Below are 26,917 nucleotides of genomic sequence, written 5' to 3'. Positions count from 1 at the left end.
TCATGACAATCAAGAAGACACCTGCCGGCACGGTCGCCGTGCTCGGCAACGGGCCCGTCGGCCAGACGACGGCGCTGTTGTTGGCGCGTTGGGGAATCCGCGCGATCCTGCTCGATGCGCGGGCCGAGCGGGACCCGGTCGGTTCCAAGGCGATCTGCCAGCAGCGTGACGTTCTCGATGTCTGGGACGCCGTCGGGGTGGGCCGCCAGCTCGCCGAGGAGGGTGTGACCTGGGAGTGCGCCCGGACTTTCCACCGCGGTGCGGAGCTGTTCGCGCAGACCTTCGTCGATCGGGGACGCTCGGCGTTCCCGCCGTTCGTCAACATCTCCCAGGCCCGGACGGAGCAGCTACTCGACGAACAGATCGAGGCCACCCCGCTCGTCGACGTGCGGTGGGGACACTGTGTGAGCGCGGTCGAGCAGGACGGTGACGGGGTGACCATTGCTTGCGAGACCCCGGACGGGCCTGCCGTGGTGCGCGCCGACTACAGCGTCGTGGCACTCGGTTCACGAGCCGGCCGGATTCGCGAGCAGCTCGGTGTCACGTTCGAGGGCCGCTCGTTCGACGACAAGTTTCTGATCTGCGACATCCGCGCGGACATCCCGGGGTGGGCCAACGAACGCCGGTTCTATTTCGATCCCGACTGGAACCCAGGCAGGCAGGTGCTGATCCACCCCTGCCCGGACTCCACGTTCCGGATCGACTGGCAGGTTCCCGCCGAGTACGACCTCGACGAGGAGGTGGCGTCGGGAGCCCTCGACACCCGGATCCGCCGCATCATCGGTGACACGGAGTACTCGATCGTGTGGAAGTCGGTCTACCGCTTCCATTCGCGGGTCGCAAGCCGAATGCGGGTGGGCCGGGTCCTCCTCGCGGGAGATGCCGCCCATATCGTGTCGCCGTTCGGTGCCCGGGGCCTCAATTCCGGGGTCGCCGATGCCGAGAACGCCGCATGGAAGCTCGCTTTCGTCATCCACGGCTGGGCCGACGAGGAACTGCTCGAGAGCTACCACGGCGAGCGGCACGCCGCCGCACTCGAGAACATCGCGATCACCACGGCCACGATGGACTTCCTCGTCCCTCAGGACGAGTCCCGGAGTCGGAATCGCCGCACGATCCTCGAAGCCGCGGTCGGCGATGTGTGGGCCCGCGCCCTGGTCGATTCGGGACGGTTGGCGGAGCCGTTCTGGTATGTCGACTCGACATTGACTACCACAGATCCGTTACGGCCCTTCGCGGGTCGGCCCGCGCGGGGATGTGTCCCCGACGCCGGCCCGGGAATCCTGATCCCCGATGTGCCCGTGCAGATGCCGGACCGGTCTGCTGTCCGGGTGCGTGAGGTTGCCCGGTCCGGTTTCCTCCTCTTGTGCGGCTCCGCCGTCGATGTCACTGCGGTGCGCGAAGTTGCCGCCGACGCGACCACCGCCCCGACTCGGATACACGACATCGAGAGTGTCGACGGTGACGGCGCGTTGACCCTGGCGTTGTCGCCAGGCCCGAAGGAGGTATGGCTGATCCGGCCGGATGCCTACGTTGCGGCGGTCGTCGACGGTCCGGACGCGGCGGGCTTGCGCGCGGCGATACGCCGGGTCACCGGGTGCACTGCCTGATAACGAAGGAAGGGTCTTTACAGCCCAGCCGTCGCGATGTACGTTTCGACAATCAGTTTATTTCTACAAACGTAGATCCAACCATTTAGCTGTGAGACAGATACAGCACCTTCAGAATTCGACCGGGTTCCACACTGCCCGAGGCGAACCCGATCCACGGCCATGCAGCGACGGCTGGAGCCGTCGCAGCACCACACGCAATCTCGAGGAGAAGGCAATGTCCCAGTTCGAAGATCTGTTGACGAAGGTAGGCGCACCCGCCGGCGAGGGACGCGAGATGAGGGAGCCCGCGACAGGCGCGGTCGTCGGGTACGCGCCCGTGCACACCGTCGACGATCTCGAACGTGCGATCGCCTCGGCGCGGGCCGCGCAGCCGGCATGGGCAGCACTGGGCCACGCCGAGCGCTCGGCGATCCTGCACCGCGCGGCCGACCGGGTCGAGTCGGTGGCCGAGGGCCTGGCCGAACTGCTCGCCCGCGAGCAGGGCAAGCCGCTGAACGGTCCGGGCGGTGGCGCTCGCGCGGAGGTCGGCGCGACGATCGCCTGGATTCGTGCTACTGCGGACACCCCGCTCGAACCCCAGGTCGTGCGCGACGACGCACAGGGCTACTCCACGCTCGAGTACCGCCCCCTCGGCGTGGTCGCGGCGATCGGACCGTGGAACTTCCCGATGATGGTGGGCATCTGGCAGATCGCACCGGCTCTGCGGATGGGCAACGCCGTGATCGTCAAGCCATCCGAGTTCACCCCGCTCAGCGCGCTCGCCCTGGTCGAGGTGATGAATGAGGTACTACCCCCGTCCGTGCTGGTCGCGCTCTCCGGTGACCGCGAGGTCGGGGCACGGTTGTCGGAACACCCGGCGATCGCGAAGGTCATGTTCACCGGTTCCACCCCGACCGGCCGGGCCATCGTCGAGAGTTCGTCCCGCAACCTGGCCCGGCTGACACTCGAACTCGGTGGCAACGACGCCGCGATCGTGCTCGGCGACGTCGACCCGGTCGCCGTCGCCCAGGGACTTTTCTGGGGTGCGTTCGTGAACACCGGCCAGACCTGTGCAGCGATCAAGCGCCTGTACGTGCAGGAGGATGCGTACGACGGCATCGTCGACGCGCTTGCCGCGGTCGCGGCGTCGGCGCCCATGGGTCCAAGCCTCGACGAGGCCAGCATGCTCGGCCCTTTACAGAACAAGAAGCAGTTCGACATCGTCGCCGACCTGATCGACGACGCAAAGGCACACGGCCGACGCATCGTGACCGGCGGCATTCCGGCGACCGATCTCGGCGAGTTGTTCTACCCGATCACCCTGGTCGCCGACATGAAAGACGGCGATCGACTGGTCGACGAGGAACAATTCGGCCCTGCCCTGCCGATCATCAAGTTCACCGACGTCGACGACGCCGTCGCGAGCGCGAACCGGCTCGACGTTGGCCTGGGCGCGTCCGTGTGGTCGGCCGACCTCGACGCCGCGGCGCAAGTCGCGGATCGTCTCGACGCCGGCACCGTGTGGATCAACTCCCACGCCGTTCCGCATCCGGCCGTCCCGTTCGGCGGAGTAAAAGGCTCCGGCTACGGACTCGAGCACGGGGTCGAGGGTCTGAAGGCCGTCGCAGCACCCCGCGTGGTCAACCATCCACCGAAAGGGCAGTGATTGTGACGGGCGGGAGCCTCATCGGTCAGTCCGACGTCGCTGATTCGTCGATGAGACGCTCCAGATAGTCGAGATCTTGGCGGAGTAACGCAATGGCGCGGGCGGGACCTTCAGGTGTGACGGGATGTGGGTTCTCCTGAACCAGGGAACGTACTGCCATGTCGGCGAGTTGGCCGGCGATAGCCCGGTCGTTCTCGGCATTCCCGGGTTGGTGCCACCACGCGATCCAGTTGATCATGCCGATCACACCGAGTGCGGCAGTTCGGGGATCGACAGGACGCATCTCGCCGAGTCGGATTCCGTCTTCGATGACTCGAATGAACTCTTTGAGCACGTGCCGGCGGCTTTGCTGGTACGTGGACGCGATCTCCTCCGGAAGTTCGGCTTCGGATCGGATGATCAGCCGGAATCTGTCCGGACCTTCCGCCTGGTGCAGGGCGATGGCGGTGGCCATTTGCCGAAGCTTCTCGGTCGGACCGACTTCGGGACGCTCGTTGATCTCGTGCAGGAGAGCGGCGGGCGTCTCGGTGCTCTCGCTGACCAGACGTGAAAGGAGCTCGTCCTTGTTGGCCACGTAGTGGTAGAGAGCGGGCCGGGTGAGGCCGGTCGCATCAGCGATGTCCTGGAGCGTGGTGCTGGCGAAGCCTTTCTCGGCGAACAGCCGAGTAGCCTGCTCCATCATTTGCTTCTCCACGAGCTCACGACGAGGGTTGCTGCGGCTCGCTGCGCTCTCGACCGTGGCCTGATTTGCGGTGGTCGACTTACCCCGCCCACGGGGTCGGCGCCCGGGTGCAGCTTCCTCGCGTGTCATGCCCGAAGGATAACGGGAGCCCGACACGGGCCGGGTGCTCATCCCGAGGCCCCGAACCTGGCCAACACGGGATCGGCCGATGTCGATGCGGGCTCATCGAAGAAAGCAAGGTCAATGCGTGCGCTGGCCAGACCGGCGGCGATATCTTCGCGGCATGAGGTGGGGGCTTCGACGACGACCATGGCATCGGTGTGGTGGCGGAGTCGTTCGGCGAGATCGAGCCGCGTGAGCACGGCAGCCCGGGATGGGGGGCCGGCGAGCCACAGAAGACGCGCGTTCGGTGCGGACGCGACGAGGTCGGTGGCTTCGGGATCCCAGGCTGAGTCGAGATCGACATCGAGTACGACGGTGGTCGCCGACTCACGCAGCTCTGGCGCGGCGATCCGGTGCTCGAACCGGTCGTTGTGGTGGTCGAGCGGTTGCTCGAAAATCCAGTCCGCGATGGCTGTGCTGGGGACAGAGTCGACGGGTGCGTTCGCGTAGCTGGCCAGCCCCTTACGAACCAGGTCGGGTGCGGACTCGTGGAATCTGCTGACGCTGACCTTTCCGGCGCGGGTCATGTAGGCGATCATCAGCTGTTCGACGGGAAGGTTCATGCGTCGCGGGAAGGATTCCCACCAGAGTTCGCTGCGGTGCGCGATCTGCTGAAGGTATTCGACGGCGGGACGCCGTACCCGCTCGTACTCCGCGAGGGCGTCTTCGAGGGTCGGGGCCGTGGTGAGTGCGCGGTCGAGGGCGATGGCGTCCTCCATCGCCAGCTTGGTTCCCGAGCCGATGGAGTAATGCGCGGTGTGGGCGGCGTCGCCGAGAAGGGCAACGTTGCCGCTGTGCCAGCGCTCGCACGAGACGGTCCGAAAGCGCATCCAGCGGGTGCGGTTGCCGATGAGCGGGTGATGTTGGAGCGTGTCGGCGAACGCATCCTGCAGGTACTGCAGCGCGAAGTCGTCACTGTCCTGCGGTGCGGTCTTGTCGGTGGAGACGTCGAACCCTGCCCGCCGCCACGTTTCCTCGTCGGTCTCGATGAGGAAGGTGCTGCGGTCCGGGGCGTAGGGATAGGCATGCGCGACGAAGGTTCCGTGTTCGGTGGTCACGGGGATGAAGATGGCGCTGGGAAGCGCGAAATTTGTTCCGCACCAGAGATACAGGCCGGCGCCGGTGTCGATGCGGGGCTGGAGTGTGTCGGCCATCTGGGTGCGAGTGGCACTGTTGATTCCGTCGGCAGCGACGATCAGGTCCGCGTCGAGTTCTGTTGCGTCGCGTCGTTCGCCGAAATGCAGTCGCACGCCGGCGTTCTGCGCTTGCTGCTGGAGGACGTGGAGCAGGGTGGTGCGCGCGATGGCGAGAAGGTCTCCGTGTGCCAGCCGTGCGATCTGATCGCCGACCTGCATCGACATTTCGTGGGGGTGGGCCGCTGCCACGATCGCCTCGAGTGACGCCGGGTCGGCGTCCCGGAGGTTGCGCTGAGTGCGCGAGGCGAGACCGACGCCGAAGCCGAATGTCTGATCCGGGGGGCTCTGTTCGTAGACCGTCACCTCGGCGTCCGGGTGGCTGCGTTTGAGCAGTCTCGCGGCGTAGAGGCCACCAGGCCCGCCGCCGAGTACCGCGACTCGCTCGAGATTCATGACAACTCCAGTCTGTGACGTTTAGGTAGATTATTCTACACAGATGTCGAATCGTCAATCCGACATGAGGCGATCTCGGAGTAGCTCCGGTGTTGCGTTTCGCGACGCCCCGGCCCCGCATCGGTTTCGGGGCATGCCTCGCTGAGACATGCCCCGAAAGGTGTTGAACCGTTGGTTCACACGACCGTGTGACTCATTTCTGCCTCGGCGGCCACTTTCGCTGCGATCTCGGCACGCAATCGCTTCTTGTCGACCTTGTTCACGTTCGTGTGCGGCAACGACGAGGCCCATTCGAGCCGTTCGGGCCATTTGAACTTGGCCACACCGAGTTGCGCCAGATGGGCCTGAATATCGCTGAGTGGCAGCGGTTCTCCGTCGATGGCCACCAGGTACGCGCAGGTTCTTTCCCCGAGTCGCGGGTCGGGCATGGCGACGACCGCCGCGTTTGCGACTCCGGGGTGTGCGAGCAGGAGCAGTTCGAGTTCTTCGGCGTTGATCTTCTCCCCGCCACGGTTGATGAGATCTTTGATGCGGCCTTCGATCGACAGGTACCGCTCACCGTCGATGATCGTGATCGCGGCGAGGTCCCCTGTGCGGTAGAAGCCGTCGGAGGTGAAGGCTTCCCGGTTGTGGTCCGGGGCGTCGAAGTAGCCGGGGATCGTGTACGGGCCTCGGCAACAAAGTTCTCCCACCTCTCCGTCGCCGAGTTCGTTCTCGGTGCCGGGCTCGAGGATGCGGATTTCATCGTCCGCGGCGACCGGGGTGCCCACTGTCGTCAGTCGCGCCTTGGTGGGGGCACCGGGCGGAGTCACCGTGAACAGGCCTTCGGACATGCCGAACAGCTGCCCGGCCCAGTGGCCTGCACCGTCGTCGACACGCTCGAACAGTTCGAGTGGAACCTTGGCACCGGACAGTACGACGCGGGACAGTGATGCGCGGGCCTTGTCGAACTCCGGGCTCAGCACGGCCTGGTAGTGACCGTGCCCGATCAGGACCTCGGTTGCCCGGGCCCGTGCCATCAGTTCGAACGCCGAGGAGGCGTCGGCAGTGGCCAGGATCAGGCAGGCACCGACCGAGTGCGCTGCGTGCAAACCACAGGTGATCCCGGCGTTGTGGATGATCGGAATCAGATGTGCCACACGACTGCGTTCGTCCCAACCGAGTCGCCGCGCGTAGAGCAGGGCGTTGTTCCAGTATTCGGCGTGAATGCGTGGAATGACCTTGGGGACCCCGGTGGTGCCGCCGGAAAGTTGGAACGCCGCGACGTCGAGTGGGTCGGTCTGTGCCTCGGTCTGCTCGACGATCGTTCGCGCCGACGCGACCGGGATGTCCAGCCCCAGTTCCTCGAGTCTCGGTTCGGCGCCGTCGGCGGCGCCGGCGACGGTGAGGATATGGCGAATAGTGGGATGGTCGGCGGCGTGTTCGCGGGCGAACCCGACGAGATCGAAAGTCGGCAGACTCGCCTCGACGATGTGCGCAACGGCACCGACCTTTCGACTGATGTTCCCGATTTCGTGCATGCGGTGCGCGGCCAACGTCGCCACCGGAATCAGCCCGGCTTTGACGCAGCCGTACCAGGCGAGGACGGTTTCCAGTCGGTTGGTCAGTTGGAAGATGACCGGGTCGAGTCGCTGGAGACCGAGCCGGATCAGCCCGGCCGCGATCTGGTCGGTGCGCCGGTCGAGTTCGATGAAGCTCATCTCCCGTTCCGCGGTGATCACGGCCGACCGGTCCGGGAAGCGAGTGGCGATCTCGTGCAGTCGCTGCCCGGTGGGATCACTACTCCACGCACCGCTTGCGCGGTAGTGATCGGCCCGATCCTCCGGGAACGGGACCAGGCGCCCACCCCAGTCCGAGAATGTCACGGTCGATCTCCTCTGCTGGTCCTGATTGTGCCGGCGGGAAACATCACCGCTCCGTGACGGCAGGCAGAAGCCGCGCCAGCTCGAGGGCGTGGTCCGGGTGATCGGCAGGCACGATGCCGGAGTAGATGGCGGTCCAGCAGCCCGGGCAGCACAGCTGCCGGAATACGACCGGGGTGTCCACGTACTCGGCCGGGTCGGACGTGACCTGTGGTCCGGCGGTCGACGACGGACCTTCGAACCGTGCCAGATCGAGCGACGTGTTGTTCTTGTCGTCTCCGAGAAGTCGTCCGCACTGGGCGCAGGCGATGGCGCGGGTGTCTCCGATGGTGACCTCGGCGAGGTTGTCGTCGAGTCGGCGAGCGCCGGTCAGATCGAGTGTGGGGGCGTCGATCGGTGTGGAACCGGAGCGCTCTCGCCTCTCGGTGCGCATCGCGTCTCGCCGATCCGAGGTTCGAATCTCATCGACGGCGCCGTCACCGAGGATGACGCCGTACACGGTCTCGGCACCGAATGCGGTGACCTTGCCCTCGCGGAAGTCGGCGGCCACCGCGGCCGGGTCGCGCAGCAAGGGGTCGCCGTATCCGCCGCCGCCCTGCCAGTGCATGTACAGCACCTCGCCGGGGGCGACAAAGCTCTCGGCGTAGCAGGCTCCGAGTTCACGACCGCCGCCGAGGTCGTCGAGCGACCCCGGAATGCGGCCCGCCGCGAATTGCTCGACGATGTCGGTGCCGCGGGCAAGCACCTCGACCCCGGTATTTCCGGGGTATCCGCCGGCGAGTCCGTTGTTCTGGGCGACGGCCTTGCCGGCGGATGCCAGGACCAGGCCCATCGGCAGGCTGGTGCCGTAAGGAGTGATGGCGATGGAGGCGCTGACACCGCCGCGGTGACGTCCCGGTCCGCCGGAATCGGGTTCCTCGCGGCGCCACAGGGTGAGTAGCGGATAGAGGAACTCGGTCATCTCGGTGTCCGGAATGCGGCCCATCGGGATGCAGAACAGGCCACCGGTGTCCATGCCGTCGGCGGTTGGGCGCGCACCGTATCCGCCCGCCATGGGTTCCATCATGATGTTGAGGAACGGTACCGATTGTTCGGGGCGCTCGTCGAGACCGGCGATCACCGCGGTGTCCCAGGTGCCGCAGCAGGCGGCCTGCACGCTCGTGCCGAGATCGACGGAGCGGTCGAGCATCTGGGACAGGCATTCGGCGATCAGGGTGCCGGTGAGCCACGCCGGTCCGATCGGGCCGCGACTGACGGCGGCGGGGAAGGTGGCGTTGTTGATCGTCCCTTCCTCGGCGACGAGGTCGAAGCAGCGCATCAGCCCGCCCGCGGACCACGGAATGTCGCCGGCGAGGATCGGCAGCAGAGCCAGCATGACGCCGCCGCGCATGCCGGCGTAGGTGCAGTTGATGACGCCGGTCTGGGGGTCGGTGCCGGTGAAGTCGAAAGTGAGGTGATCGGCGGTCTTGGTCATCGCGACTGTGATCTTGTGGACGCCGCGGTCCCCGGTGTGTGACTGGTCCTGGTAGCCGGTGGCCTTCCAGGTTCCGTCGGGCAGTGAGGTGAGCTTGCCCCGTAGCCGACTCTCGGCGTCGGCCATCATGCGCTTCATCACGGCCTTGACGGTGTCGGCACCGTACTGCTCGATCACGGCGAGAAGCCGATTGCGGCCGACCGTGTTGGCGCCGATCTTCGCCCGCAGGTCGAGTCCGACGAGCATCGGGACCCGCGAGCGCCGTACCCAGGCATCGGCGACGTCGCGCTGCAGTTCGTAGTCGCGGACCACCTTGATCGGCGGGGTGGGCAGCGACTCGGAGAACACATCCTTGGCTGCGGGGTCGAAGGACCCGAGGCCGGATCCGCCGAGATCGGGCTCGTGGCAGATGGCACTGGTCCAGGCGAACAGCTTGCCTTCGTGGAAGATCGGCTGATAGACGATCACGTCGCTCTGGTGCAGGCCGCCCCCGACCCAGGGGTCGTTGCACAAGAACATGTCGCCTTCGGTGATGCCCGGATTGGTGGCGCGGTGCTGCAGGGTCCAGTAGATGGCGAGGTCGACGGCGCCGACGAGCATGGTGTTGTAGAGGCCGACCTGGACTTCCTGGCCGAGCTCGTCACTGATGGCGAAGTCGAAGTCGTTTGCATCGGTGACGATGGGGGAGCCGGACATTCGCTTGAGTGCCTCACCCATCTCGTCGGTGACCGACCACAGACGGTGCCGGATGACCTCATAGGTAAGCGGGTCGAGGTTGTCGATCTGTTCGTCGGTGACGGTGTGGACTTCCAGCGTCGGCGGAAGGGATCGGGAGAGCGCGTCGGGGTCGACGGGTCGGCTCGAGAAAACCTCGGCGCCGGGAATTTGCATGGTCATCTTCGGTGCTCCTAGTGGGCGACGATGTTGAGGTTGCCGAGACGGTCGACGGTGCCGGTGGTGCCGTGGGGGACGACGACGGTGGTCGTCGGGACCTCGACGATCGCCGGGCCGGTCAGTACGTGTCCGGCGAGCAGCTTGCTGTAGTCGTAGACGTCGGTGTCCACGTATCCGATCCGGCCGTTCAGGCAGACCTTGCGGGTGCCGATCCTGGCGGCGGATGCATCGGCGGAGTCCGCGGACTTCAGTTCCGGCAGCGTGGGGGAGAAGGGCAGAATGCCGGTCGCGCGCACCCGGTAGGTAATCGCCTGGATGCCGGCTTCCCGGAATCCGCTGTCCTCTCCGTAGAGTTCGGCGTACCGCTGCTCGAACAGATCCGACGCCTGCGCGATCCCGACTGCGTCGAGGTCTCCGGCCGGGATCGGGGTGGCGACCTCGGCGAGCTGCATGGTGTAGCGCATGTCGATCTCACGCTCGATCTCGACGCTGGTGAAGGTCAAGCCCTGTCGGTTGATCTGTTCGAGCACCTGGGTTTCCAGCTGCGAGAAATTGCGCTCGGCGCGGGCGGGGTCGAGGGGCATGGCGGCCGGGTCGGACAGTTCGGCGGCGAGGACGATGTTGGACGACGCGAGACCGTACGCAGAGAAGGCCGAAGCGACCTGGCCGAGCGGAACGATGACCTCCCGGACACCGACCTCGGCGGCGTAGGCCGCGCAGTGGGCTGGGCCGGATCCGCCGAAAGCGTAGAGGACGAAGTTCCGGGGATCGTGGCCGGCCTCGACCACGGTCTTGCGAAGCAGGTCGCCGGTTTGAGCGTTCTGGACCGCGTAGATGGCCGCGGCGGCGTCCTCGATCGACAGACCCAGGGGTTCGGCGATTCTGGTGCGAATCGCTTCGCGCGCAAGGTTTTTGTCGAGCGGTTTACGCCCGCCGAGAAGGCCACGTTCGGGCAGAATTCCGAGCACGAGGTTGGCGTCGGCATTGGTCGGTTCGGTTCCGCCCTGGCCGTAACAGGCCGGGCCGGGGACGGCCTGCGCGCTGTGGGGGCCGATCTGCAGGTTGCCACCCGGGTCGATCCAGGCGATGGCGCCGCCGCCGGAGCCGATGGCGTGGACCTCGAGGGTCGGCACGTTGATCGGATGGTGGTTGATGATCGTGCTGGAGGAGCGGACGGGCTCCCCGTCGACGACGAGTCCGACGAGGAAGGTGGTTCCGCCGACGTCGGTGGCGATGATGTTGCGGTGGTCGAGTTGCTTGCCGAGGGAGACGGCGCCCACCACACCGCCGGTCAACACTGATCCGACTGTGCTGATCGCATTCTTCGGTGCCTCCGCGGCGGCGACTGCGCCCCCGTTGCTCTGCATCACCAGCAGAGGTCCCGCGAGTTCGAGCTTGCGCAGCTTGGACTCCAATTCGCCGAGGTAGTCCCGGAGCCCGGGCCCGATCTGGGTGCTCATGATGGTCGTCGCGTTGCGGGCGAACTCGCGGATGCGGGGACTCACCTCGCTCGACAGGGAAACGAACATCGTCGGGTCGATTTCGTGGACGAGTTCGCGGATGCGCTGCTCGTGCACGGGGTTGCGGAACGACCACAACAGCGAGACCGCGATCCCCGACACCTTCTCGGCGAGGAGCTCGCGGATGGACTCGCGGGCGGAATCCTCGTCGAGGGCGACGACGACGTTGCCGTCCCGGTCGAGCCGTTCGGTCACCTCCAGGGCGTGTTTCTTCGGGACGAGACCGTGGGACTTGCTCTGTCCCATCACATTCTGGAGCTGCTCAGGTGAGCTGCCCAGATAACGTCCTTCGACGTTCATGATGTAGATCGAGTCGCGGTGGCCCTTGGTGGTGAGGAAGCCGACCGGGGGCACGTTGCCCATGACGAGGGCGTTCAGGGACGAGGTGGTGCCGTGAGCGATGTGGTGCGTGTTTGCCAGCATCTCCTCGATCGGGCATCCCAGTTGCTCCGCGAGCACCTCGAGAACGTCGATCACGCCGCGTGAGTAGTCGGGCGGGGTCGAGGGAGCCTTGGCCGCGAGAACAGTGCCGGCGTTGTCGTCCAACACCGCGTCGGTGAACGTGCCACCGACGTCCACTCCGATTACATATGCCATTGCCGCTGTGCTCCTTCGTGCCGGGGGTATGCGACGGGGTGTGAGGTCATCCTCGAACACCTCCTTACGTCAATGTCGAGTATTCGACGTTACTGACGACCTGTCAAGTGCTGAATGTGAGAACGGACACAAACGCGGCTCAGGTCGGCATCGTTGCTCGTGAGGACCCGCCAACCCAAGGCTTGACGAATCGTCATATGCGTCGAATAATCGTCATGAACGTAAATATCCGGCAGTGCGGACCGCGCTCCCACCTGCCATCCCAATCAGAAGGACTACGCCATGGGCATTCACCGCATCGGACTCGTCGTACCGAGCTCGAATGTGACCGTCGAAACGGAAATGCCGGCACTGCTCGGCCGACATGCGGAGGCCCAGTTTTCATTCCACTCGAGCCGCATGCGCATGCAGGCGGTGTCTCCGGAACAACTGCGAGCGATGAACGCTCAACGCGAGCGGTGCATCCTCGAACTCGGTGACGCAGGCGTCGACGCCATCCTCTACGCATGTCTGGTCGCCCTGATGTCAGTGGGACCCGGGGAGCACCAACGCGTGGAAAGCCTGGTCGCCGAGCAACTGGCGACCGGGGGTTCCGACGCAGTGGTCCGCTCCAGCGCGGGCGCCCTCATCGAAGCACTCCACGCCCTCGACGCGAAACGGATCATCCTGGTCACGCCCTACATGCTTCCGCTCGCCGAGCAGGTCGTCGCCTATATCGAGGCGGAAGGCATTGCGGTGTCCGACTGGCGCGCTCTCGAGGTCTCCGACAACGCCGAGGTCGGCTGCATACCCGGCGAACGGGTCATGGAAGCGGCACGATCACTCGACCGCACCGGAGCCGATGCCATGGTGATCTCCGCCTGCGTGCAGATGCCCTCACTCGACCTCGTCCAAAGCGCGGAAGACGAGTTCGACCTGCCGGTGCTGTCAGCAGCGACCGCCGGCGCCTACAGCCTGCTGCGCGCACTCGACCTCGACGTCGACATTCCCGGAGCTGGAAGTCTGCTGCGCGCCGACGCACCTTCTGCCGCCCGCCAGTAACCGAACCCCTTGGGAGAGTTGACCATGTCCGAACTGCAGCACACCGTCAGAGGCGTTGACCACGTCGCATACCCGACCTTCGATCCTGCCTCAACCGTGAAGTTTTATCGCGACGTTCTCGGGTTCCCGGTCGTACATTCCATCTGCGCCGCCGGCTGGGGCCCGGAAAAACACCCTGACTTCATTCACTTCTTCTTCGACATCGGCAACGACGACCGGCTCGCCTTCTTCTACTACTTCGGCCTCGAACCCTTCGACGGTGGACCACAGGGCGACTCGTACTCCCGCTTCGATGACGACGTGCCCATCTTCTTCATCCGCTCGCGCCATCTGGCCATTCACGTCGACAGCGAGGAGGACCTGACGGAATATCGGCGGCGACTGGACCACAGCGCATGGCCGGTGGAGATGCAGATCCAGCACGAGACGATCGAGTCGATCTACACCCATGACCCCAACGGGTACATGATCGAGATCACCCGGGCGCTGCGTCCGGTCACCCCGCAGGAAGATCTCGACGCGAACCTCACCATCGACGCCCTCGTCGACGTGGTGACCGGCCCCGATCCCAGCATGGCCGCCCTGCTGACTCGCAAGGCGGAACTGATCACCGAACGCGCGGCCGCCTGGCAGCAGGAACAGGAATCGAAGGAGATGGTGACCCGATGACCACCTTGTTCGTCCTCGACGTCCCGGAGAACACCGCGGTCGCCGAAGTCGCCGGTCAGGATCCGGCGGTCACCGTCGACCACGTCGGTCCCTACTTCCGGATCGTCTCCGAGACGGCCATCGTCATCGACCGCCGCGCCACCGGCTGCCGCCACGCCGTCTGGTACAGCAGTGTCGCCGGGCTGGCGCAGTCCCGAATCACGCAGTGGGACAAGGACGCTATGCGGGTCGAGCCGCGATGAGTGCGAGCTCACGGCTGGGCGCCGGCCGGTATATCGACGCTGCTCGAGCTCCCGAGGCCACGGTGACGTCGACGCACGAACTTGCCACCGCCGACGGTGCCAAGGTCTCCGGCGTGCTGCGGGTCGTTCCTGGTGCGCGCACCGTCGTCACCTTGATGCACCCGCGTCAGGATCTGACTCATCACGTGCTCGTTCCCGAACTGCTTGCCCGTGGGTTCGCGGTGTGGACGCAGGGCACCCGGTCGGTCAACAACGACATCGCCCTGGTGCACGAACAGGCGCTGCTGGATGCCGCGGCAGGACAGGTGTTCCTGCGGGAGAAAGGGTTCGAGTACGTCGTCACTCTCGGGCACTCCGGAGGCGGGACCCTCTTCGCGTTCTATCACCAGCAGGCCGCACTACCGGCAGGGGAGCGGTTGACCCGTACCCCTGCGGGACGACCGATCGATCTCCCCGGCGCCGAGATGCCGCTGCCTGACGCGGCGATTTTCATGGCCCCGCACCCCGGACAGGGGGCACTGCTGTTGCGGTTGATCGACCCGTCGGTCACCGACGAGTCGGACCCCCTCGCCGCTGATCCCGACCTCAACCCCTTCGATCCTGCGAACGGTTTCGCCGAACCGCCGCACAGTTCTTCGTATCCACCGGATTTCGTCACCCGCTACCGGGCAGCGCAGCACGACCGCATCGCCCGCCTCGACGCGATCGCCCGTGCACGAGTCGACGAAGCCGCCGATGCGCGTCGTCGATACAAGCGCACCGCGGACCCGGCGGAGCGCCGCGCCGCGCTCGCGCCCCACGTCCTGACCGTGTACCGCACCGACGCGGACCTGAGGTTCACCGACCTGTCCCTGAGCCCGAACGAGCGTCCCTACGGGTCACTGTTCGGCCGGCGACCCGACCTGACCAACTACGGACTCGTGGGCTTCGGACGGTTCGCCACTCCGGACGCCTGGCTGTCTACCTGGTCGGGCCTCAGCAGCAACGCCGACTTCCTCCGCTGTGCTCCCGCAGTCACCGCCCCGACACTTTTCGTCGAACTCACCGGTGATCAGGCGTGCTTCCCCGAGGACGCCACAATGATGGTCGACGCCCTCGGATCGACCGACACAACGCACGTCCGCGTCGCCGGCACCCACTTCGGAGGGCCGATCCGCGACGGCGCCCCCACCGGCGCAAGCCTGGCCGCCGCCGAGATCGGCGCGTGGCTCGAAACCCGCTGCACGTAACGCGTCCCTAGCCACTGATGCATTCACCCTGTCCTGCCTCCGGTGGGACAGCGTGGTCATGTCACTTCGAGCGGAGACACCGATGTCTGCCCGTATCACCCCTGCCGCGCCCGTCGTCGGACTCTGCCTCATGGCACTGGTCCTCGAGGGGTATGACCTTCTGATGTACGGAACAGTGGTCCCCTCACTGTTGAGCTACGACTCCTGGAATCTCGACGCCACCCAGGTGGGAATGCTCGGCTCCCTCGCCGGAGTCGGCATGCTCGTCGGCGCCCTACTCGCCGCGGCCGTCGCCGACCGTTGGGGCCGCCGCCGCACTCTCCTCACCGCCGTCCTCGTCTTCTCCGCGGCGATGGGGGTGTGCGCGTTCGCACCCAGCCCCGAAGTGTTCGGGGTAGGGCGTGTTGCGGTGGGACTCGGGGCCGGTGTCCTGATGCCGACCGCCGCAGCAACATTGATCGAGTTCGCCGAACCCGGTGCTCGGGCCCGGTCGGTGGCGCTCGGGTTCGTCGGCACCAGCATCGGCGGAATACTTGCCGGAGTGCTGTCGCTGTGGCTCGTGCCCGAGTACGGGTTCCGGGCGATGTTCCTGGCCGGGATGGTGCCGGCACTCGTCTTCCTTCCGGTGATGCTCCGATACCTGCCGGAGTCACCGGCCTATCTGAATGCTCGCGGCCGGCATGAGGCCGCGGCGGCGATCGCCGACCGCTATCACCTCCAGCACGCCGCGACCTCCGCTCTGGCCGCGCCCAGCCCCCGACGCGGGCTGCGCGCACTGTTCGGCGCGGACCGCACTGTCGCGACGCTTCTGTTCTGGGGCATGACCCTGGTCTGCTTGCTCGTATTGTTCGGCGTCGCGACCTGGCTTCCCGCGCTCATGAAGTCGGCCGGTTACCCGCTGGGCGCCGCCTTGTCGTTCCTGCTCACCCTGAACGTCGGCGGCGCGGCGGGCGCACTCATCGGTGCCGTACTCGCCGACCGGTACGGCATAAAACCCGTCACCGCAACCTTCTTCGTCATTGCCGCAGTCTCTCTGCTGCTCGTCGCCACCGCCCCGCCGCTCGCGGTCATCTATCTACTGGTACTCCTCGCGGGTGTGGGCACGACGGGCACCCAAATCCTGCTCAACACCTTCGTCGGCACCTTCTACCCGGCATCCTGCCGGGCCACCGGGCTCGGCATGGCGTTGGGAGTGGGCCGGATCGGTGCGATCATCGGCCCCACTTACGGGGGACTTTTCGTCGCACTCGGCGCCGGCACCACCTGGCAACTGCTCGCCTTCGCCGTCCCCGCCGTCGTCGGCGCCGTACTGACGCTGCTCGTACCGCGCCATACCGCAGCCGACGCGGTCATCCCTGTCGCTGAGAACGTTGAACAGAAAGCAGTGTCATGACCATTGATTTCACGGGCCAGGTCGCCATCGTCACCGGGGCCGGCGGTGGACTCGGCCGTGCCCACGCCCACGCCCTCGCGGCCCGCGGCGCTCACGTCGTCGTCAACGACATCGGTGGATCCGCTGACGAAAGCTCCGCCGACAACACTCCGAACACGCCCGCAGACCGGGTCGTCGCCGACATCACCACCCGCGGCGGCTCGGCAATCGCCGACTACGCCGACGTCACCGACTATCCCCAGGTCACCGCCATGGTCGACCGGGCCCTCTCCGCATGGGGCCGGGTCGACATCCTCATCAACAACGCCGGAATTCTGCGAGATGCCAGCTTCCGCAACGCAAACATCGACGACTTCCGCACAGTCCTCGACGTCCACCTGATGGGTGGCGTGCACTGCAGTAAAGCCGTATGGCCGCACATGATCACCCAAAAGTATGGCCGAATTCTCATGACGACCTCCGCGTCCGGGATCTACGGCAACTTCGGGCAAGCGAACTACGCCGCAGCCAAATCGGCGCTCGTCGGCCTGATGAACGTGCTCGCGATCGAGGGACAATCCAAGGGCATTCGAGTCAATGCGCTGGCGCCCCTCGCGACGACTTCCATGACCGAATCGATTCTCGACGTCACGGCCGCCGAACTTCTGACTCCGGAGTCGATTACGCCCGGTGCGCTGTTCTTGGTCTCCGAGGATGCACCGACCAAGACGATCCTCGGCGCCGGCGGTGGAACGTTTGCGGTCAGCCGCATGCTCGAAGCCCACGGCGTCTTCCTCCCCGCGGATGCCAGAACCCCCGAAGACGTTGCCCGTCACTGGCCTCAGATCAACGACTCGACGGCGCAGTCGGGCACCGACAGCACTGCCGCCCAGATTCAGCACTTCGTCGAATCCGCAATCCGGGCCACACCCGAGAGATGAAACTGCTACCCGCAGTGACCAGTCGTACTCAACCTCTGGTTGGTCTGGGCAAGTTGCCATTCCGTTTGCTGCTCGAGGCGGTCGAGCTGGGCGGAGTCGAGTCGGTCGCAGACGAAATTCCAGTGCACCGCCACACGATCGCCGACGGCGAGATCGGGGACGAAGGCTCCCTCGGGCACCGTGTAGTCGGCGGGCACTTCCCGGTCGGGTCCGAGGAAGAGCTGCCCGTGCTCGAACATCAGCGGTCGTGAACGGACCACTGCCCGGTCGGCCGTGAACCCCACCACCTCGCCCCAGCTGATCCGGCACGAGTCGAGGACGTGCAGCGGTTGCGGCATCCCCGTGTCGAGTAGCCGTGACCACGGGTAGACGCCGAAGACATGGAAATTGTGGGTCGGCGCCGCTTCGACGAGGAGCTTCCCGGTCAGGTGTTTCCAGTAGTGTCCCGCTGTCGACGCCAGCCGCCCGAGGAGGGTTGCGCCGAACTGGGCTCGGTCTATGCGGTCGATCAGGTCGTCGGCCGTCCAGTAGGCGCGGACCACCCGCTCGTCCAGGGGGTCGAGGGTCTGAAGGCCGTCGCAGCCCCCCGCGTGGTCAACCATCCACCGAAAGGGCAGTGACGGTGACGGCATCGCGCGACAGGAGGTCACAGTCGGCCTTGGGGGTCAACAGACTCTGGGCGGTGGAGAACCCATCGACGTAGAAGACGTCGGAGTTGGCTGACGGTGAACTTGTAACTGGCGGCCGAGGAAGAAGAAGCCACCGTCGAGCTAGCACTGTTCTGGCTCAGGTGGGGGAGAGGATGGCGCTGTGGTCGGCGATGATGCGGGCGACGAGGTCGCGGCCGGTCCCGTGGTCGAGGGGCAGGGGTGTGGTGGTCGGGTCGATTGCCAGTTCTGGGTGAGGTGTGATCGCTGGGTCGGTGGTGAGTATCCAGGCGAGGGTGTCTTCGTTGTGCCGGGGCCGGTAGGCGAGTCCGTCGAGGTCGGGGTCGGCGGTACGAATGGCGTTGGCCCACCGCCGGGTTAAGACGTAGTGCCGGGCTTCGCATTTGGTGAGCCACAGGTCTTGGCCAACCGCTGAGAGGTGCGGTCCGTGGAGTGCGGCGACGGTGAGGGTGCGGGTGACGGTAAGCGCGGTCAGGGTGCGGCCTGCCACTGCGGAGGCGGGCACAATCCGAGCGACGGTGGGATCGAGTGGTAGGTCCCGGCAGATGGTTTCGGCGATCGCACCGTCGGGGCTATCGGCGATATAGAGGTAGGCGTAGCTGCCGTCGAGAGAGTCGAACCGGCCACCGGCGAGCTCGTCGGGCTGCGCGGTCGGGTTCGGGGCGTGTGGGGCGCGGTGGCTGCTGTGCACCCGCCACACCACCGTTCCAGTAGTGAGCACGCTCCGATGCGCCGGCCCGAGTAACCCTCCGGCCGGTGGTTCGATGTTCGGCATCAGTCGGGCAGCACCGCGGCGGCGAGCCGCTCGAGCTTTTGGCCGGACGCGGGGTCCGGGTCGGCCGCGAGGTCGGCCGGGGTCTGCCCCTCGCGCAGGCGGGTGGAGGGGGTCAGCCACCATGACGCCACCCCCCACGGGTCGGCGGCCGCACCGAGCGTGGTGTTGACAGACGCGACGGTCTCGCGGACCGACGCCGTGGCCTCGTCGAACTGGAATGCCGGGTACCGGTAGCTGTTGCCGACGGGGAGGGCGACGACCTTGCCTGTGGTGCGAAGCCTCGAGGCGACGGTGCGGTCTGATGCCGGTCGGCGTAGGGCGGCGGCGACCTGGCCGGCGGTGAGCATCGGGTGGTCGAGGATGTGCCGGCGGGCGGCTTGCTCTATTTCAGCCTGGGCGATGGCGTCGTCGACGAGGTCGGCGCCGATCCGGGCGGCTTGGGTGCGGTCGGTGAGGGTCGGTGCCATCGCCAGCAGAGCGGTCACCTGATTGCGGACCAGGTGCATCTCGGGGCGTGCGGCGAGTTCGGAGGCGACGACGTCGATGAGTTCGGGGGTCGACAGATCCGACAAACGGCGCCGCTCGTCCAGCGACACGGTGGCGTGCGGGCGGTCGTCGGCACGGGTGTAGCGGCCGGTCAAGGTGTCTCGGCGCAGCCGGTAGCCGGCCACCTTGTGCTGTCGCCTGGGAGAGATCGATCGGTGGGTCGACATCCGCACTCCTTGCTACGTTTGCACCGATATATTACACCGTTGCTTCCGTTGCGGCGAGGAGTGGGGCGCGCGGTTGACCACCGTCCACTCAGTCGGGTCGATGCCACACCCGAGAGATGAAACTGCTACCCGCAGTGACCAGTCGTACTCAACCTCTGGTTGGTCTGGGCAAGTTGCCATTCCGTTTGCTGCTCGAGGCGGTCGAGCTGGGCGGAGTCGAGTCGGTCGCAGACGAAATTCCAGTGCACCGCCACACGATCGCCGACGGCGAGATCGGGGACGAAGGCTCCCTCGGGCACCGTGTAGTCGGCGGGCACTTCCCGGTCGGGTCCGAGGAAGAGCTGCCCGTGCTCGAACATCAGCGGTCGTGAACGGACCACTGCCCGGTCGGCCGTGAACCCCACCACCTCGCCCCAGCTGATCCGGCACGAGTCGAGGATGTGCAGCGGTTGCGGCATCCCCGTGTCGAGTAGCCGTGACCACGGGTAGACGCCGAAGACATGGAAATTGTGGGTCGGCGCCGCTTCGACGAGGAGCTTCCCGGTCAGGTGTTTCCAGTAGTGTCCCGCTGTCGACGCCAGCCGCGCGAGGAGGGTTGCGCCGAACTGGGCTCGGTCTATGCGGTCGATCAGGTCGTCGGCCGTCCAGTAGGCACGGACCACCCGCTCGTCCAGGGGGTCGGCGATGCCCGCGAGTTCCGCGATCACCTGTTGATACGGCCAGGCGCCGCTGAACTGCCGTGCCAGCGAGAGCACGTCGACGTCGGTGGCCTGACCGCACGCGAGCGCCTGCAGTCGCTCGGAACCCGGAGGGCCGCAATACCCGAGCGCATTCGGGGCGTGCGCGTATTGCGCGAACAGGCGGTGCCCCGGCAGCACCGAATGCTCGAGCGACACCATGGCAGTCAGGCTCGCTGCCCGAGCAGCTGCGCGGTCTCGCGGTGCAACCGGCCGAAGTTGTAGTAGGCGGCGCAGGCGCCCTCAGGGGAGACCATGCAGGTACCGATGGGTGTCTCCGGTGTACAGGCCGTCCCGAACACCTTGCACTCCCAGGGCTTGATGACACCCTTGAGTACCTCACCGCACTGGCATGCCTTCGGGTCGGCGACGCGGATGCCCGGCATCGAGAACTTCTCCTCGGCGTCGAATTCCGCGTAATTCCGGTGCACCTTCAGTGCGCTCTGCGAGATGAACCCGAGACCACGCCACTCGAAATGTGGTCGCAGCTCGAACGTTTCGGCCATCAATTTCAGCGCCTGCACGTTGCCCTCCGGGCGCACCACCCGCTTGTACTGATTCTCGATCTCGCAGCGTCCCTCCCGAATCTGCTGGAGCAGCATGTGCACCGAGGCGAGGATGTCGAGGGGCTCGAAGCCGGCAACGACCATCGGTTTGCCATACACCTCGGATACGAAGCGGTACGGGCGCAGTCCGACCACCGTGGACACGTGTCCGGGGCCGAGGAACCCGGACAGCCGCAGGTCCGGCGACTCCAGGATCGCCTTGATGGGCGGAACGATCGTGACGTGGTTGCAGAACACGCTGAAGTTCGTCACCCCGAGTGCCCGCGCACGCACCAGGGTCACGGCCGTGGACGGCGCCGTGGTCTCGAAGCCGACCGCGAAGAACACCACCTGCTTGTCCGGATTGTCGATGGCCACCTTCAGGGCGTCGAGCGGTGAGTACACGAACCGGACGTCCGCGCCCCGCGCCTTGGCCTCGATGAGATTGCCCTTCGAGCCGGGCACGCGCATCATGTCGCCGAAGGTGGTGAAGATGACACCGGGCTGTTCCGCGAGCCACATCGCGTCGTCGACGCGGCCCATGGGGATGACGCACACCGGGCATCCGGGCCCGTGCACCAACTCCACCGATTCGGGCAGCAGGTGCTCGATACCGTGACGATAGATCGTGTGGGTGTGGCCGCCACACACTTCCATGAACTTGAACTCGTCACCGCGGGCCAGCTCGGTGATGGACTTGACCAGGGCTCGCGCCGCTGCGGGGTCGCGGAATTCGTCGACGAACTTCATCACTTACCTCTGACTCTCAGGCGATCTCGGACGAGTTGAACGCGTCGATCTCGTTCACGTAGTCGGCGCCCATCTTCTGCACCTGGTCCAGGGTGAGTTGCGCCTCGATTTCGTCGATCTTCGCCATTGCGAACCCGACGTGCACGAGCACCCAGTCACCGACCACCAGGTTGTCTTCGGCGAGCAGTCGAACACTGATCGTTCTCTGGACGCCGTTCACGTCCACCTTGGCCAGATGCTGTTGGGCGTCGACGATGTCGACTACCTGACCGGGTATTCCCAAGCACATCGGGTTTCTCCTCTCCGGGAGGTTCTCAGCAGATCCGGGGAAGGGGGTCACCGACGAGCATGTCGACGATCCGGCTGCCCCCGAATGATGTTCTCAACGCGACGATTCCTGGGGGTTCCCTCAGAATCTCGCCCACGACTGCGGCATTCGCTCCGCGGGGGTGCGCCCGCATCGCCGTCACGGCGGCCTCGGCTTCCTCCGCCGCGACGACGGCCACGAACTTGCCCTCGTTCGCGACGTACAGGGGGTCGATGCCGAGCATGTCGCAGGCACCGAGCACCTGCGGTTGGATCGGCAGGGTTTCCTCGTCGACGATGACGGCGACCTGGGCGGCCTTGGCGAGTTCGTTGCAGACGGTTCCGACACCGCCGCGCGTGGCGTCGCGCATCCACCGTGTCGACGGCGCCGCCGCGAGGAGCGCCTCCACCACCCCGTTCACCGGCGCGGTGTCCGAGGCGATGTCCGCTTCGATCGCGAGGTCACCCCGCGCCAGCATGACCGCCATCCCGTGTTCCCCGATGGTGCCGGACAGCACTACCTTGTCGCCGGGCCGGACGAGGTCCGGCGACAACCGCCGGCCGTCGGGGATCACACCGACGCCCGCCGTGGAGATGTACACGCCGTCGGCGGCGCCCTTGCCCACCACCTTGGTGTCGCCGGTGACGATCTGCACTCCGGACAGAATCGCCGCCTCACTCATGTCAGCGACGATCTCCTTCAGCTCCGCGATGGGAAAGCCTTCCTCGATGACGAATGCCGCCGACAGCCACTGCGGCCGCGCACCCGACACCGCGAGGTCGTTGACCGTGCCATGCACGGCGAGGTGACCGATCGATCCACCGGGGAAGCGCCGCGGCTGCACCACGTAGGAGTCGGTGGAGAAGGCGAGCCGCTCACCGGAAGGCAGTGCCAGGGCCGCGGCGTCCCCGAGCTGTTCCAGTTCTTCGTTGCGGAACGCCTCCACGAAGACGGCATCGACGAGCGCGGCCGACGACTTGCCGCCGGCCCCGTGCGCGAGGGTCACCACCTCGTCCAGCAATCGCGGCCGACGCTGACGGAACTTGTCGATGCGTTCGAGGACGCGGTCTTCGCGCTGAGCCGAGGTGGCTGGTTCGGTGGTGCTCATGCATACGCTCCCGGTCTCGCGAGATGTTCCTGGGCGACGGACCACAACCGGTACCCGAGCATCGCGTGGCTCTCCTGAATGCGATGAATGCTCTGCGAGTGGATGGTGAAGCAATAGTCCAAGTAGTCGGCAACCGCCATCCGCCCGCCTTCGTGTCCCGCGAATCCGATGGTCAGAAGACCTCTGCTCTTCGCCTCGGTCAGCGCCGTCATCAGATCGTCGGAATTGCCGGAGGTCGACAACGCAATGGCCACGTCCCGATCCCGGGCGTGGGCGATGATCTGCCGCTTGAAGATCAGGTCGAACCCGACATCGTTGGCCAATGCGGTCACCACCGCCTGGTCGGCGGCGAGGGACCAGGCCGCGACGGGGCGTCCGCGCGCCGGACGACTGAACAGGGTCGCCAGGGTCGCGGCGTCGGTGGAGCTGCCGCCGTTGCCGAACGTGTAGAGGCGGCCGCCGCGCCGAAACCTGTCGGCCATCTCGATGCCGGCCGCTGTCAGGCCTTCGCCGTACTCCTCGAGTGAGGCCCGTTGCAGCCGTGCGCTTTCGGCTGCTTTTCCACGCGCCGAGGCGGCCAGGTCGTCGAGGAGGCTCTTCGCGTCCGTCTCCTCGGAGTCGATGAACGGGTAGAGAAAGTTGGTGCTCTCGGAGTCGTGCGTGGTCATCCTTCCCTCTCCTGCTCTGCTTGGCGGAGCTCTGTGCCGTCGAGTCGGGTGATCGCTGCTCCCGCATGGACGAGGACCAGGTCGTTCGGCCGCACGTCGGGCAACACGCTGACGTCCACCCATTCCTCACCCGTGGCGGTGCGAACCAGGGCGGGGCCGAGTGCGTCGGCGGGCTCCAGCACCACTTCGCCGAGACGGCCCTCGTCGCTGCAGGTGACGCAGCCGGTCTGGGTGCACTCATCGGTGTCGGGCTTCAGCAACCCCGAGTGCTCGAAACAGACGTGCGTGAGCTCCCACAACAGGTGATACATCAGGACGAATCGCCCGGTGGCCGGGACCATCGGGTCGTCGGAATCGACCCACAGGATGTGGTTCGCCGCTCCGGCGGGTGGGCGCGGTCCCGCCCCGATCCACAGGGTTTCGACGCCCCACGCGGGGGCGCGGCGCATCGCGTCCACGACAGCAGGCTCGTCGGCCGACGCGACCGCCAGCAGGACGTCACCGGGCCGGCTCGCCACCCGGGACTGCGCCACGGGGTCGGGCTCGACGAGAGCGACCGACGGTAACGCGCGTTTTCCCATGATCACCGGGTGCACGAATTCGACCGCCACGTGGTGGGCGTGCGGCTCCCATTGAGGTGAGATGACCCAGAGCGTCGCGCCGTCGTGGAATCTGCGCGCAAGGGCTAGTGATGCGGCGGCAAGGTCTGCCGACAGGTCCGTGTCGACGAGGTGGCCGCCCGCTTCGGTTGTCGTCATTGACTTCGCTCCCGTCCCCGGGCCGGTCGGTCGGGGCTACCGACGTCACGGTCCGCGCATGGTCGCCGCGGCACCGATCACCGCCTGGCCGAGGGAGAGTCCTCCGTCGTTGGGAGGCACCCGGTGGTGGGTGAGGACTCGATAACCGCTGCTCTTCCAGTGTGCTCTCAACAGACCGAGGAATAAACGGTTTTGAAAGACTCCACCGGTCAGTCCGATCGTGGTAATGCCGGTGGTGGCTACGGCGAGGTCGACGAGCGTCGCGGTGGCCTCGGCCAGGGCATGGTGGAAACCGAGGGCCAGTTCCGCGGGAGGCGTCCCGCCGTGGACACCCGCGATCAGGCCCGACAGGAGTGAATGGATCCCGATTTGGTCGCCGTCCACGTCCATGGTGAGCGGGGCGGGGTGAGTGGTGGTGCGAGCGAGCGCCTCGAGTTCGATGGCGGCCTGCCCCTCGTAGGTGACGCGGTGACGTACACCCAGTAGGGACGAGACCCCGTCGAACAGACGGCCCGCGCTGGTGGTCCTGACGCAGCCCCTGCCTGACACGAGTTGCGACGCGACCGCCGCGCGTTCCGCTGCCGGCAGCGTGTCCGTGCAGGGGAGTCCGTCGAGGTTCCCGATCCCGGCCTCGTGCAGGAGGGCGAGTGCCACCCGGGCCGGGTTGCGGACGGCGGCATCACCGCCGGGAAGGGAGAAGGGCTGCAGGTGTCCCATACGCCGGGTGCTCAGCACGTCGGGGCCGACGAGGAGGAGTTCGCCGCCCCAGACCGTGGCGTCGCAGCCGTATCCGGTGCCGTCGAAGGCCACACCCAGCACCGTTGTGCCCAGCAATCCCTGTTCCGCCATCAGTGACGCGACGTGTGCGTGATGGTGCTGGACGGTGTGCAGGGGGGCGCCGGTCCGCTCGCTGTACCGCTGCGCCCAGTGATGGGTCGAGTATCCGGGATGCGCATCGGCGATCACTGCCTCGGGCGAGATGCCGTGGAGGTGCGTCAACTGCTGCACCGACGTCTCGAACGCCCGCAGACTTTCGAGACTGCCCATGTCGCCCAGGTGCGCCGAACAGAATGCGTAGTCCTGCCGGGTCAGGCAGAAGGTGTTCTTGATCTCGGCACCGACCGCCAGCACCTCCGGACTGTGCTGCGGGAGTACGACCGGAAGTGGTGCATAGCCGCGGGATCGCCGGATCGGCAGGACGGTGTCACCGTCCACCGACAGCACCGAGTCCTCACACGGCACGGCGATGCGGCGGTCGTGCATCAGGAACACGTCCGCGATGCTTCGGAGCCGCGTGCGCGCATCGTCGTTGTCGAAGCACAGCGGTTCACCGCTGAGATTGCCGGAAGTCATCACCAGCGTCCGCGGGGGTCCCACCCGGCCGCCCGGGGTGCGCGCGAACAGCAGATGGTGCAGCGGCGTGTAGGGGAGCATCACACCGAGGTCGTCGATGCCGGGAGCGATGCCCTCGGACACGGAAGTCGAGTCGTGCTTGCGCAGCAGGACGATCGGCCGGGCCGGATGCTGCAGCAGGGCCTTCTCGAACTCGGAGATCCGGCACAGTTCCCGGGCCACGGAGAGGTCGGCCGTCATCACGGCGAACGGCTTGTCCGGCCGATGCTTGCGCTTGCGGAGGGTCGCGACCGCCGCGCTGTCGGTGGCGTCGCAGACGAGATGGAACCCGCCGAGACCCTTGACAGCGACGATCCTCCCGCCCTGCAGCGCCCGCTGCACGGCGAGCAGTACGGTGTCATCGCCCGTGAGACGTTCACCGTCCACTTCGGCGAACAGGTGCGGACCGCAGTCGGGGCAGCAGACCGGTTGCGCGTGGAACCGGCGATCACCGGGGTCGCGGTACTCGGCCGAGCACCGCTCACACAACGTGAACTCGGCCATCGTCGTGTTGGGCCGGTCGTAGGGCAGGTCGGTGATCACGGTGAAACGAGGTCCACAGTTCGTGCAGTTGATGAACGGGTGGCGGTACCGGCGGTCCTGCGGATCACCCAGCTCGCGGAGGCAATCCGCGCACGTCGCCACGTCGGGTGAGACGAGCGTTCTCGCACCGGCGACGTGACGGCTGTCGATGATCCGGAACGAGTCGTCGCCCCGCAGCGGTACCGCTTCGACGGTCACGTCCACGATGACCGCCATCGGCGGCGCGTCCGCGCGGAGTCTGTGCGTGAACTCCGACAACGACGCAGCGGGACCTTCGACTTCGATGAACACGCTGACGTCGTCGTTGCCGCAGTGGCCGCTGACACCGAGGTCGTCGGCGAGGCGGGCGACGAACGGGCGGAAGCCGACGCCCTGCACGACCCCGTGAACCGTGATGCGCGATCGTTCGACCGTCATCCTC

22 protein-coding genes and 1 pseudogene are annotated in these 26,917 nt (G+C 66.5%); 8 read left to right on the top strand and 15 right to left on the bottom strand.

Annotated elements, in window-relative coordinates:
- The first annotated feature begins 2 nt into the window (after positions 1 to 2).
- Positions 3 to 1,610, top strand: a complete 1,608-nt coding sequence (locus HYG77_RS11325) for an FAD-dependent monooxygenase (protein ID WP_208962692.1) — start codon at positions 3 to 5, stop codon at positions 1,608 to 1,610.
- A 217-nt stretch (positions 1,611 to 1,827) separates the two neighbouring features.
- Entirely contained in the window at positions 1,828 to 3,258 is a 1,431-nt protein-coding gene (locus HYG77_RS11320; protein WP_208962691.1) for an aldehyde dehydrogenase family protein, read from the top strand.
- A gap of 25 nt (positions 3,259 to 3,283) precedes the next feature.
- Here HYG77_RS11320 and HYG77_RS11315 read toward each other — a convergent pair whose 3' ends face one another.
- The 5 genes from HYG77_RS11315 to HYG77_RS11295 form a co-directional block, all read right to left on the bottom strand.
- Positions 3,284 to 4,069, bottom strand: coding sequence for a TetR/AcrR family transcriptional regulator (locus tag HYG77_RS11315; protein ID WP_204164944.1), 786 nt, complete (start codon positions 4,067 to 4,069; stop codon positions 3,284 to 3,286).
- A gap of 38 nt (positions 4,070 to 4,107) precedes the next feature.
- The gene (locus HYG77_RS11310) at positions 4,108 to 5,691 is read right to left on the bottom strand and encodes an FAD-dependent monooxygenase (protein ID WP_208962690.1); all 1,584 of its coding nucleotides are present in this window, start codon (positions 5,689 to 5,691) and stop codon (positions 4,108 to 4,110) included.
- A gap of 176 nt (positions 5,692 to 5,867) precedes the next feature.
- Complete coding sequence (locus HYG77_RS11305; RefSeq protein WP_208962689.1) at positions 5,868 to 7,556, bottom strand: AMP-binding protein; 1,689 nt, start codon at positions 7,554 to 7,556, stop codon at positions 5,868 to 5,870.
- Between the two features lie 43 nt (positions 7,557 to 7,599).
- Positions 7,600 to 9,924 (bottom strand): hydantoinase B/oxoprolinase family protein, encoded by a 2,325-nt coding sequence (locus HYG77_RS11300; RefSeq protein WP_208962688.1) that lies wholly within the window; start codon positions 9,922 to 9,924, stop codon positions 7,600 to 7,602.
- A gap of 11 nt (positions 9,925 to 9,935) precedes the next feature.
- Entirely contained in the window at positions 9,936 to 12,038 is a 2,103-nt protein-coding gene (locus tag HYG77_RS11295) for a hydantoinase/oxoprolinase family protein (RefSeq protein WP_208962687.1), read from the bottom strand.
- A 282-nt stretch (positions 12,039 to 12,320) separates the two neighbouring features.
- Here HYG77_RS11295 and HYG77_RS11290 point away from each other — a divergent pair, with 282 nt between their 5' ends.
- The 6 genes from HYG77_RS11290 (at position 12,321) to HYG77_RS11265 (ending at position 17,532) form a co-directional block, all read left to right on the top strand.
- Positions 12,321 to 13,079 carry a maleate cis-trans isomerase gene (locus HYG77_RS11290; protein ID WP_208962686.1) on the top strand — a complete coding sequence of 253 codons (759 nt, stop codon included), beginning with the start codon at positions 12,321 to 12,323 and terminating at the stop codon, positions 13,077 to 13,079.
- 24 nt (positions 13,080 to 13,103) lie between these two features.
- Positions 13,104 to 13,748 carry a VOC family protein gene (locus HYG77_RS11285; protein ID WP_109326798.1) on the top strand — a complete coding sequence of 215 codons (645 nt, stop codon included), beginning with the start codon at positions 13,104 to 13,106 and terminating at the stop codon, positions 13,746 to 13,748.
- Positions 13,745 to 13,990 carry a hypothetical protein gene (locus tag HYG77_RS11280; RefSeq protein WP_109326799.1) on the top strand — a complete coding sequence of 82 codons (246 nt, stop codon included), beginning with the start codon at positions 13,745 to 13,747 and terminating at the stop codon, positions 13,988 to 13,990. The genes HYG77_RS11285 and HYG77_RS11280 overlap by 4 nt, the downstream gene beginning before the upstream one ends.
- On the top strand, positions 13,987 to 15,219 hold the full coding sequence (locus HYG77_RS11275) for an alpha/beta hydrolase (RefSeq protein ID WP_109326800.1): 1,233 nt from the start codon (positions 13,987 to 13,989) through the stop codon (positions 15,217 to 15,219). The genes HYG77_RS11280 and HYG77_RS11275 overlap by 4 nt, the downstream gene beginning before the upstream one ends.
- 82 nt (positions 15,220 to 15,301) lie before the next feature.
- Positions 15,302 to 16,612, top strand: coding sequence for an MFS transporter (locus HYG77_RS11270; protein WP_244461288.1), 1,311 nt, complete (start codon positions 15,302 to 15,304; stop codon positions 16,610 to 16,612).
- Positions 16,609 to 17,532, top strand: a complete 924-nt coding sequence (locus tag HYG77_RS11265) for an SDR family NAD(P)-dependent oxidoreductase (RefSeq protein ID WP_208962685.1) — start codon at positions 16,609 to 16,611, stop codon at positions 17,530 to 17,532. Before HYG77_RS11270 ends, HYG77_RS11265 begins: the two co-directional genes overlap by 4 nt.
- A 5-nt stretch (positions 17,533 to 17,537) precedes the next feature.
- Here the strand turns inward: HYG77_RS11265 and HYG77_RS11260 are convergent.
- From HYG77_RS11260 to hypF, 10 genes and pseudogenes are all read right to left on the bottom strand, one after another.
- Positions 17,538 to 18,092, bottom strand: a pseudogene (locus HYG77_RS11260) (DUF6390 family protein); the annotation flags it as partial.
- A gap of 226 nt (positions 18,093 to 18,318) precedes the next feature.
- Positions 18,319 to 18,975, bottom strand: a complete 657-nt coding sequence (locus HYG77_RS11255; protein WP_208962684.1) for an RES family NAD+ phosphorylase — start codon at positions 18,973 to 18,975, stop codon at positions 18,319 to 18,321.
- Positions 18,975 to 19,688: a hypothetical protein gene (locus HYG77_RS11250; RefSeq protein ID WP_109326806.1), complete on the bottom strand. Its 714-nt coding sequence runs from the start codon at positions 19,686 to 19,688 to the stop codon at positions 18,975 to 18,977. Before HYG77_RS11250 ends, HYG77_RS11255 begins: the two co-directional genes overlap by 1 nt.
- Before the next feature lie 125 nt (positions 19,689 to 19,813).
- Positions 19,814 to 20,587, bottom strand: coding sequence for a DUF6390 family protein (locus HYG77_RS11245; RefSeq protein ID WP_208962683.1), 774 nt, complete (start codon positions 20,585 to 20,587; stop codon positions 19,814 to 19,816).
- Between the two features lie 5 nt (positions 20,588 to 20,592).
- Positions 20,593 to 21,720, bottom strand: coding sequence for a hydrogenase formation protein HypD (hypD, locus tag HYG77_RS11240; protein WP_109326808.1), 1,128 nt, complete (start codon positions 21,718 to 21,720; stop codon positions 20,593 to 20,595).
- A 16-nt stretch (positions 21,721 to 21,736) separates the two neighbouring features.
- On the bottom strand, positions 21,737 to 22,009 hold the full coding sequence (locus HYG77_RS11235; RefSeq protein ID WP_109326811.1) for a HypC/HybG/HupF family hydrogenase formation chaperone: 273 nt from the start codon (positions 22,007 to 22,009) through the stop codon (positions 21,737 to 21,739).
- A gap of 25 nt (positions 22,010 to 22,034) precedes the next feature.
- Positions 22,035 to 23,135: a hydrogenase expression/formation protein HypE gene (gene hypE, locus HYG77_RS11230; protein ID WP_208962682.1), complete on the bottom strand. Its 1,101-nt coding sequence runs from the start codon at positions 23,133 to 23,135 to the stop codon at positions 22,035 to 22,037.
- On the bottom strand, positions 23,132 to 23,803 hold the full coding sequence (locus HYG77_RS11225) for an SIS domain-containing protein (protein WP_109326813.1): 672 nt from the start codon (positions 23,801 to 23,803) through the stop codon (positions 23,132 to 23,134). The genes hypE and HYG77_RS11225 overlap by 4 nt, the downstream gene beginning before the upstream one ends.
- Positions 23,800 to 24,561, bottom strand: a complete 762-nt coding sequence (locus tag HYG77_RS11220) for a HypC/HybG/HupF family hydrogenase formation chaperone (RefSeq protein ID WP_109326815.1) — start codon at positions 24,559 to 24,561, stop codon at positions 23,800 to 23,802. The genes HYG77_RS11225 and HYG77_RS11220 overlap by 4 nt, the downstream gene beginning before the upstream one ends.
- A gap of 45 nt (positions 24,562 to 24,606) precedes the next feature.
- Positions 24,607 to 26,913 (bottom strand): carbamoyltransferase HypF, encoded by a 2,307-nt coding sequence (hypF, locus tag HYG77_RS11215; RefSeq protein WP_208962681.1) that lies wholly within the window; start codon positions 26,911 to 26,913, stop codon positions 24,607 to 24,609.
- Positions 26,914 to 26,917 lie beyond the last annotated feature (4 nt).

The organism is Rhodococcus sp. ZPP, assembly GCF_017656075.1.
Taxonomy (GTDB): Bacteria; Actinomycetota; Actinomycetes; order Mycobacteriales; family Mycobacteriaceae; genus Rhodococcus_F; species Rhodococcus_F oxybenzonivorans.
The sequence above is the reverse complement of the archived record's forward strand: the minus strand, read 5'-3'. Positions and strand labels throughout refer to the sequence as shown.

Bases quoted from the DNA above. Each gene is read 5' to 3' on its own strand.
- HYG77_RS11325 (WP_208962692.1), top strand. From the start codon at position 3: ATGACAATCAAGAAGACACCTGCCGGCACGGTCGCCGTGCTCGGCAAC.
- HYG77_RS11320 (WP_208962691.1), top strand. From the start codon at position 1,828: ATGTCCCAGTTCGAAGATCTGTTGACGAAGGTAGGCGCACCCGCCGGC.
- HYG77_RS11315 (WP_204164944.1), bottom strand. From the start codon at position 4,069: ATGACACGCGAGGAAGCTGCACCCGGGCGCCGACCCCGTGGGCGGGGT.
- HYG77_RS11310 (WP_208962690.1), bottom strand. From the start codon at position 5,691: ATGAATCTCGAGCGAGTCGCGGTACTCGGCGGCGGGCCTGGTGGCCTC.
- HYG77_RS11300 (WP_208962688.1), bottom strand. From the start codon at position 9,924: ATGACCATGCAAATTCCCGGCGCCGAGGTTTTCTCGAGCCGACCCGTC.
- HYG77_RS11295 (WP_208962687.1), bottom strand. From the start codon at position 12,038: ATGGCATATGTAATCGGAGTGGACGTCGGTGGCACGTTCACCGACGCG.
- HYG77_RS11290 (WP_208962686.1), top strand. From the start codon at position 12,321: ATGGGCATTCACCGCATCGGACTCGTCGTACCGAGCTCGAATGTGACC.
- HYG77_RS11285 (WP_109326798.1), top strand. From the start codon at position 13,104: ATGTCCGAACTGCAGCACACCGTCAGAGGCGTTGACCACGTCGCATAC.
- HYG77_RS11280 (WP_109326799.1), top strand. From the start codon at position 13,745: ATGACCACCTTGTTCGTCCTCGACGTCCCGGAGAACACCGCGGTCGCC.
- HYG77_RS11275 (WP_109326800.1), top strand. From the start codon at position 13,987: ATGAGTGCGAGCTCACGGCTGGGCGCCGGCCGGTATATCGACGCTGCT.
- HYG77_RS11270 (WP_244461288.1), top strand. From the start codon at position 15,302: ATGTCTGCCCGTATCACCCCTGCCGCGCCCGTCGTCGGACTCTGCCTC.
- HYG77_RS11265 (WP_208962685.1), top strand. From the start codon at position 16,609: ATGACCATTGATTTCACGGGCCAGGTCGCCATCGTCACCGGGGCCGGC.
- HYG77_RS11255 (WP_208962684.1), bottom strand. From the start codon at position 18,975: ATGCCGAACATCGAACCACCGGCCGGAGGGTTACTCGGGCCGGCGCAT.
- HYG77_RS11250 (WP_109326806.1), bottom strand. From the start codon at position 19,688: ATGTCGACCCACCGATCGATCTCTCCCAGGCGACAGCACAAGGTGGCC.
- HYG77_RS11245 (WP_208962683.1), bottom strand. From the start codon at position 20,587: ATGGTGTCGCTCGAGCATTCGGTGCTGCCGGGGCACCGCCTGTTCGCG.
- hypD (WP_109326808.1), bottom strand. From the start codon at position 21,720: ATGAAGTTCGTCGACGAATTCCGCGACCCCGCAGCGGCGCGAGCCCTG.
- HYG77_RS11235 (WP_109326811.1), bottom strand. From the start codon at position 22,009: ATGTGCTTGGGAATACCCGGTCAGGTAGTCGACATCGTCGACGCCCAA.
- hypE (WP_208962682.1), bottom strand. From the start codon at position 23,135: ATGAGCACCACCGAACCAGCCACCTCGGCTCAGCGCGAAGACCGCGTC.
- HYG77_RS11225 (WP_109326813.1), bottom strand. From the start codon at position 23,803: ATGACCACGCACGACTCCGAGAGCACCAACTTTCTCTACCCGTTCATC.
- HYG77_RS11220 (WP_109326815.1), bottom strand. From the start codon at position 24,561: ATGACGACAACCGAAGCGGGCGGCCACCTCGTCGACACGGACCTGTCG.
- hypF (WP_208962681.1), bottom strand. From the start codon at position 26,913: ATGACGGTCGAACGATCGCGCATCACGGTTCACGGGGTCGTGCAGGGC.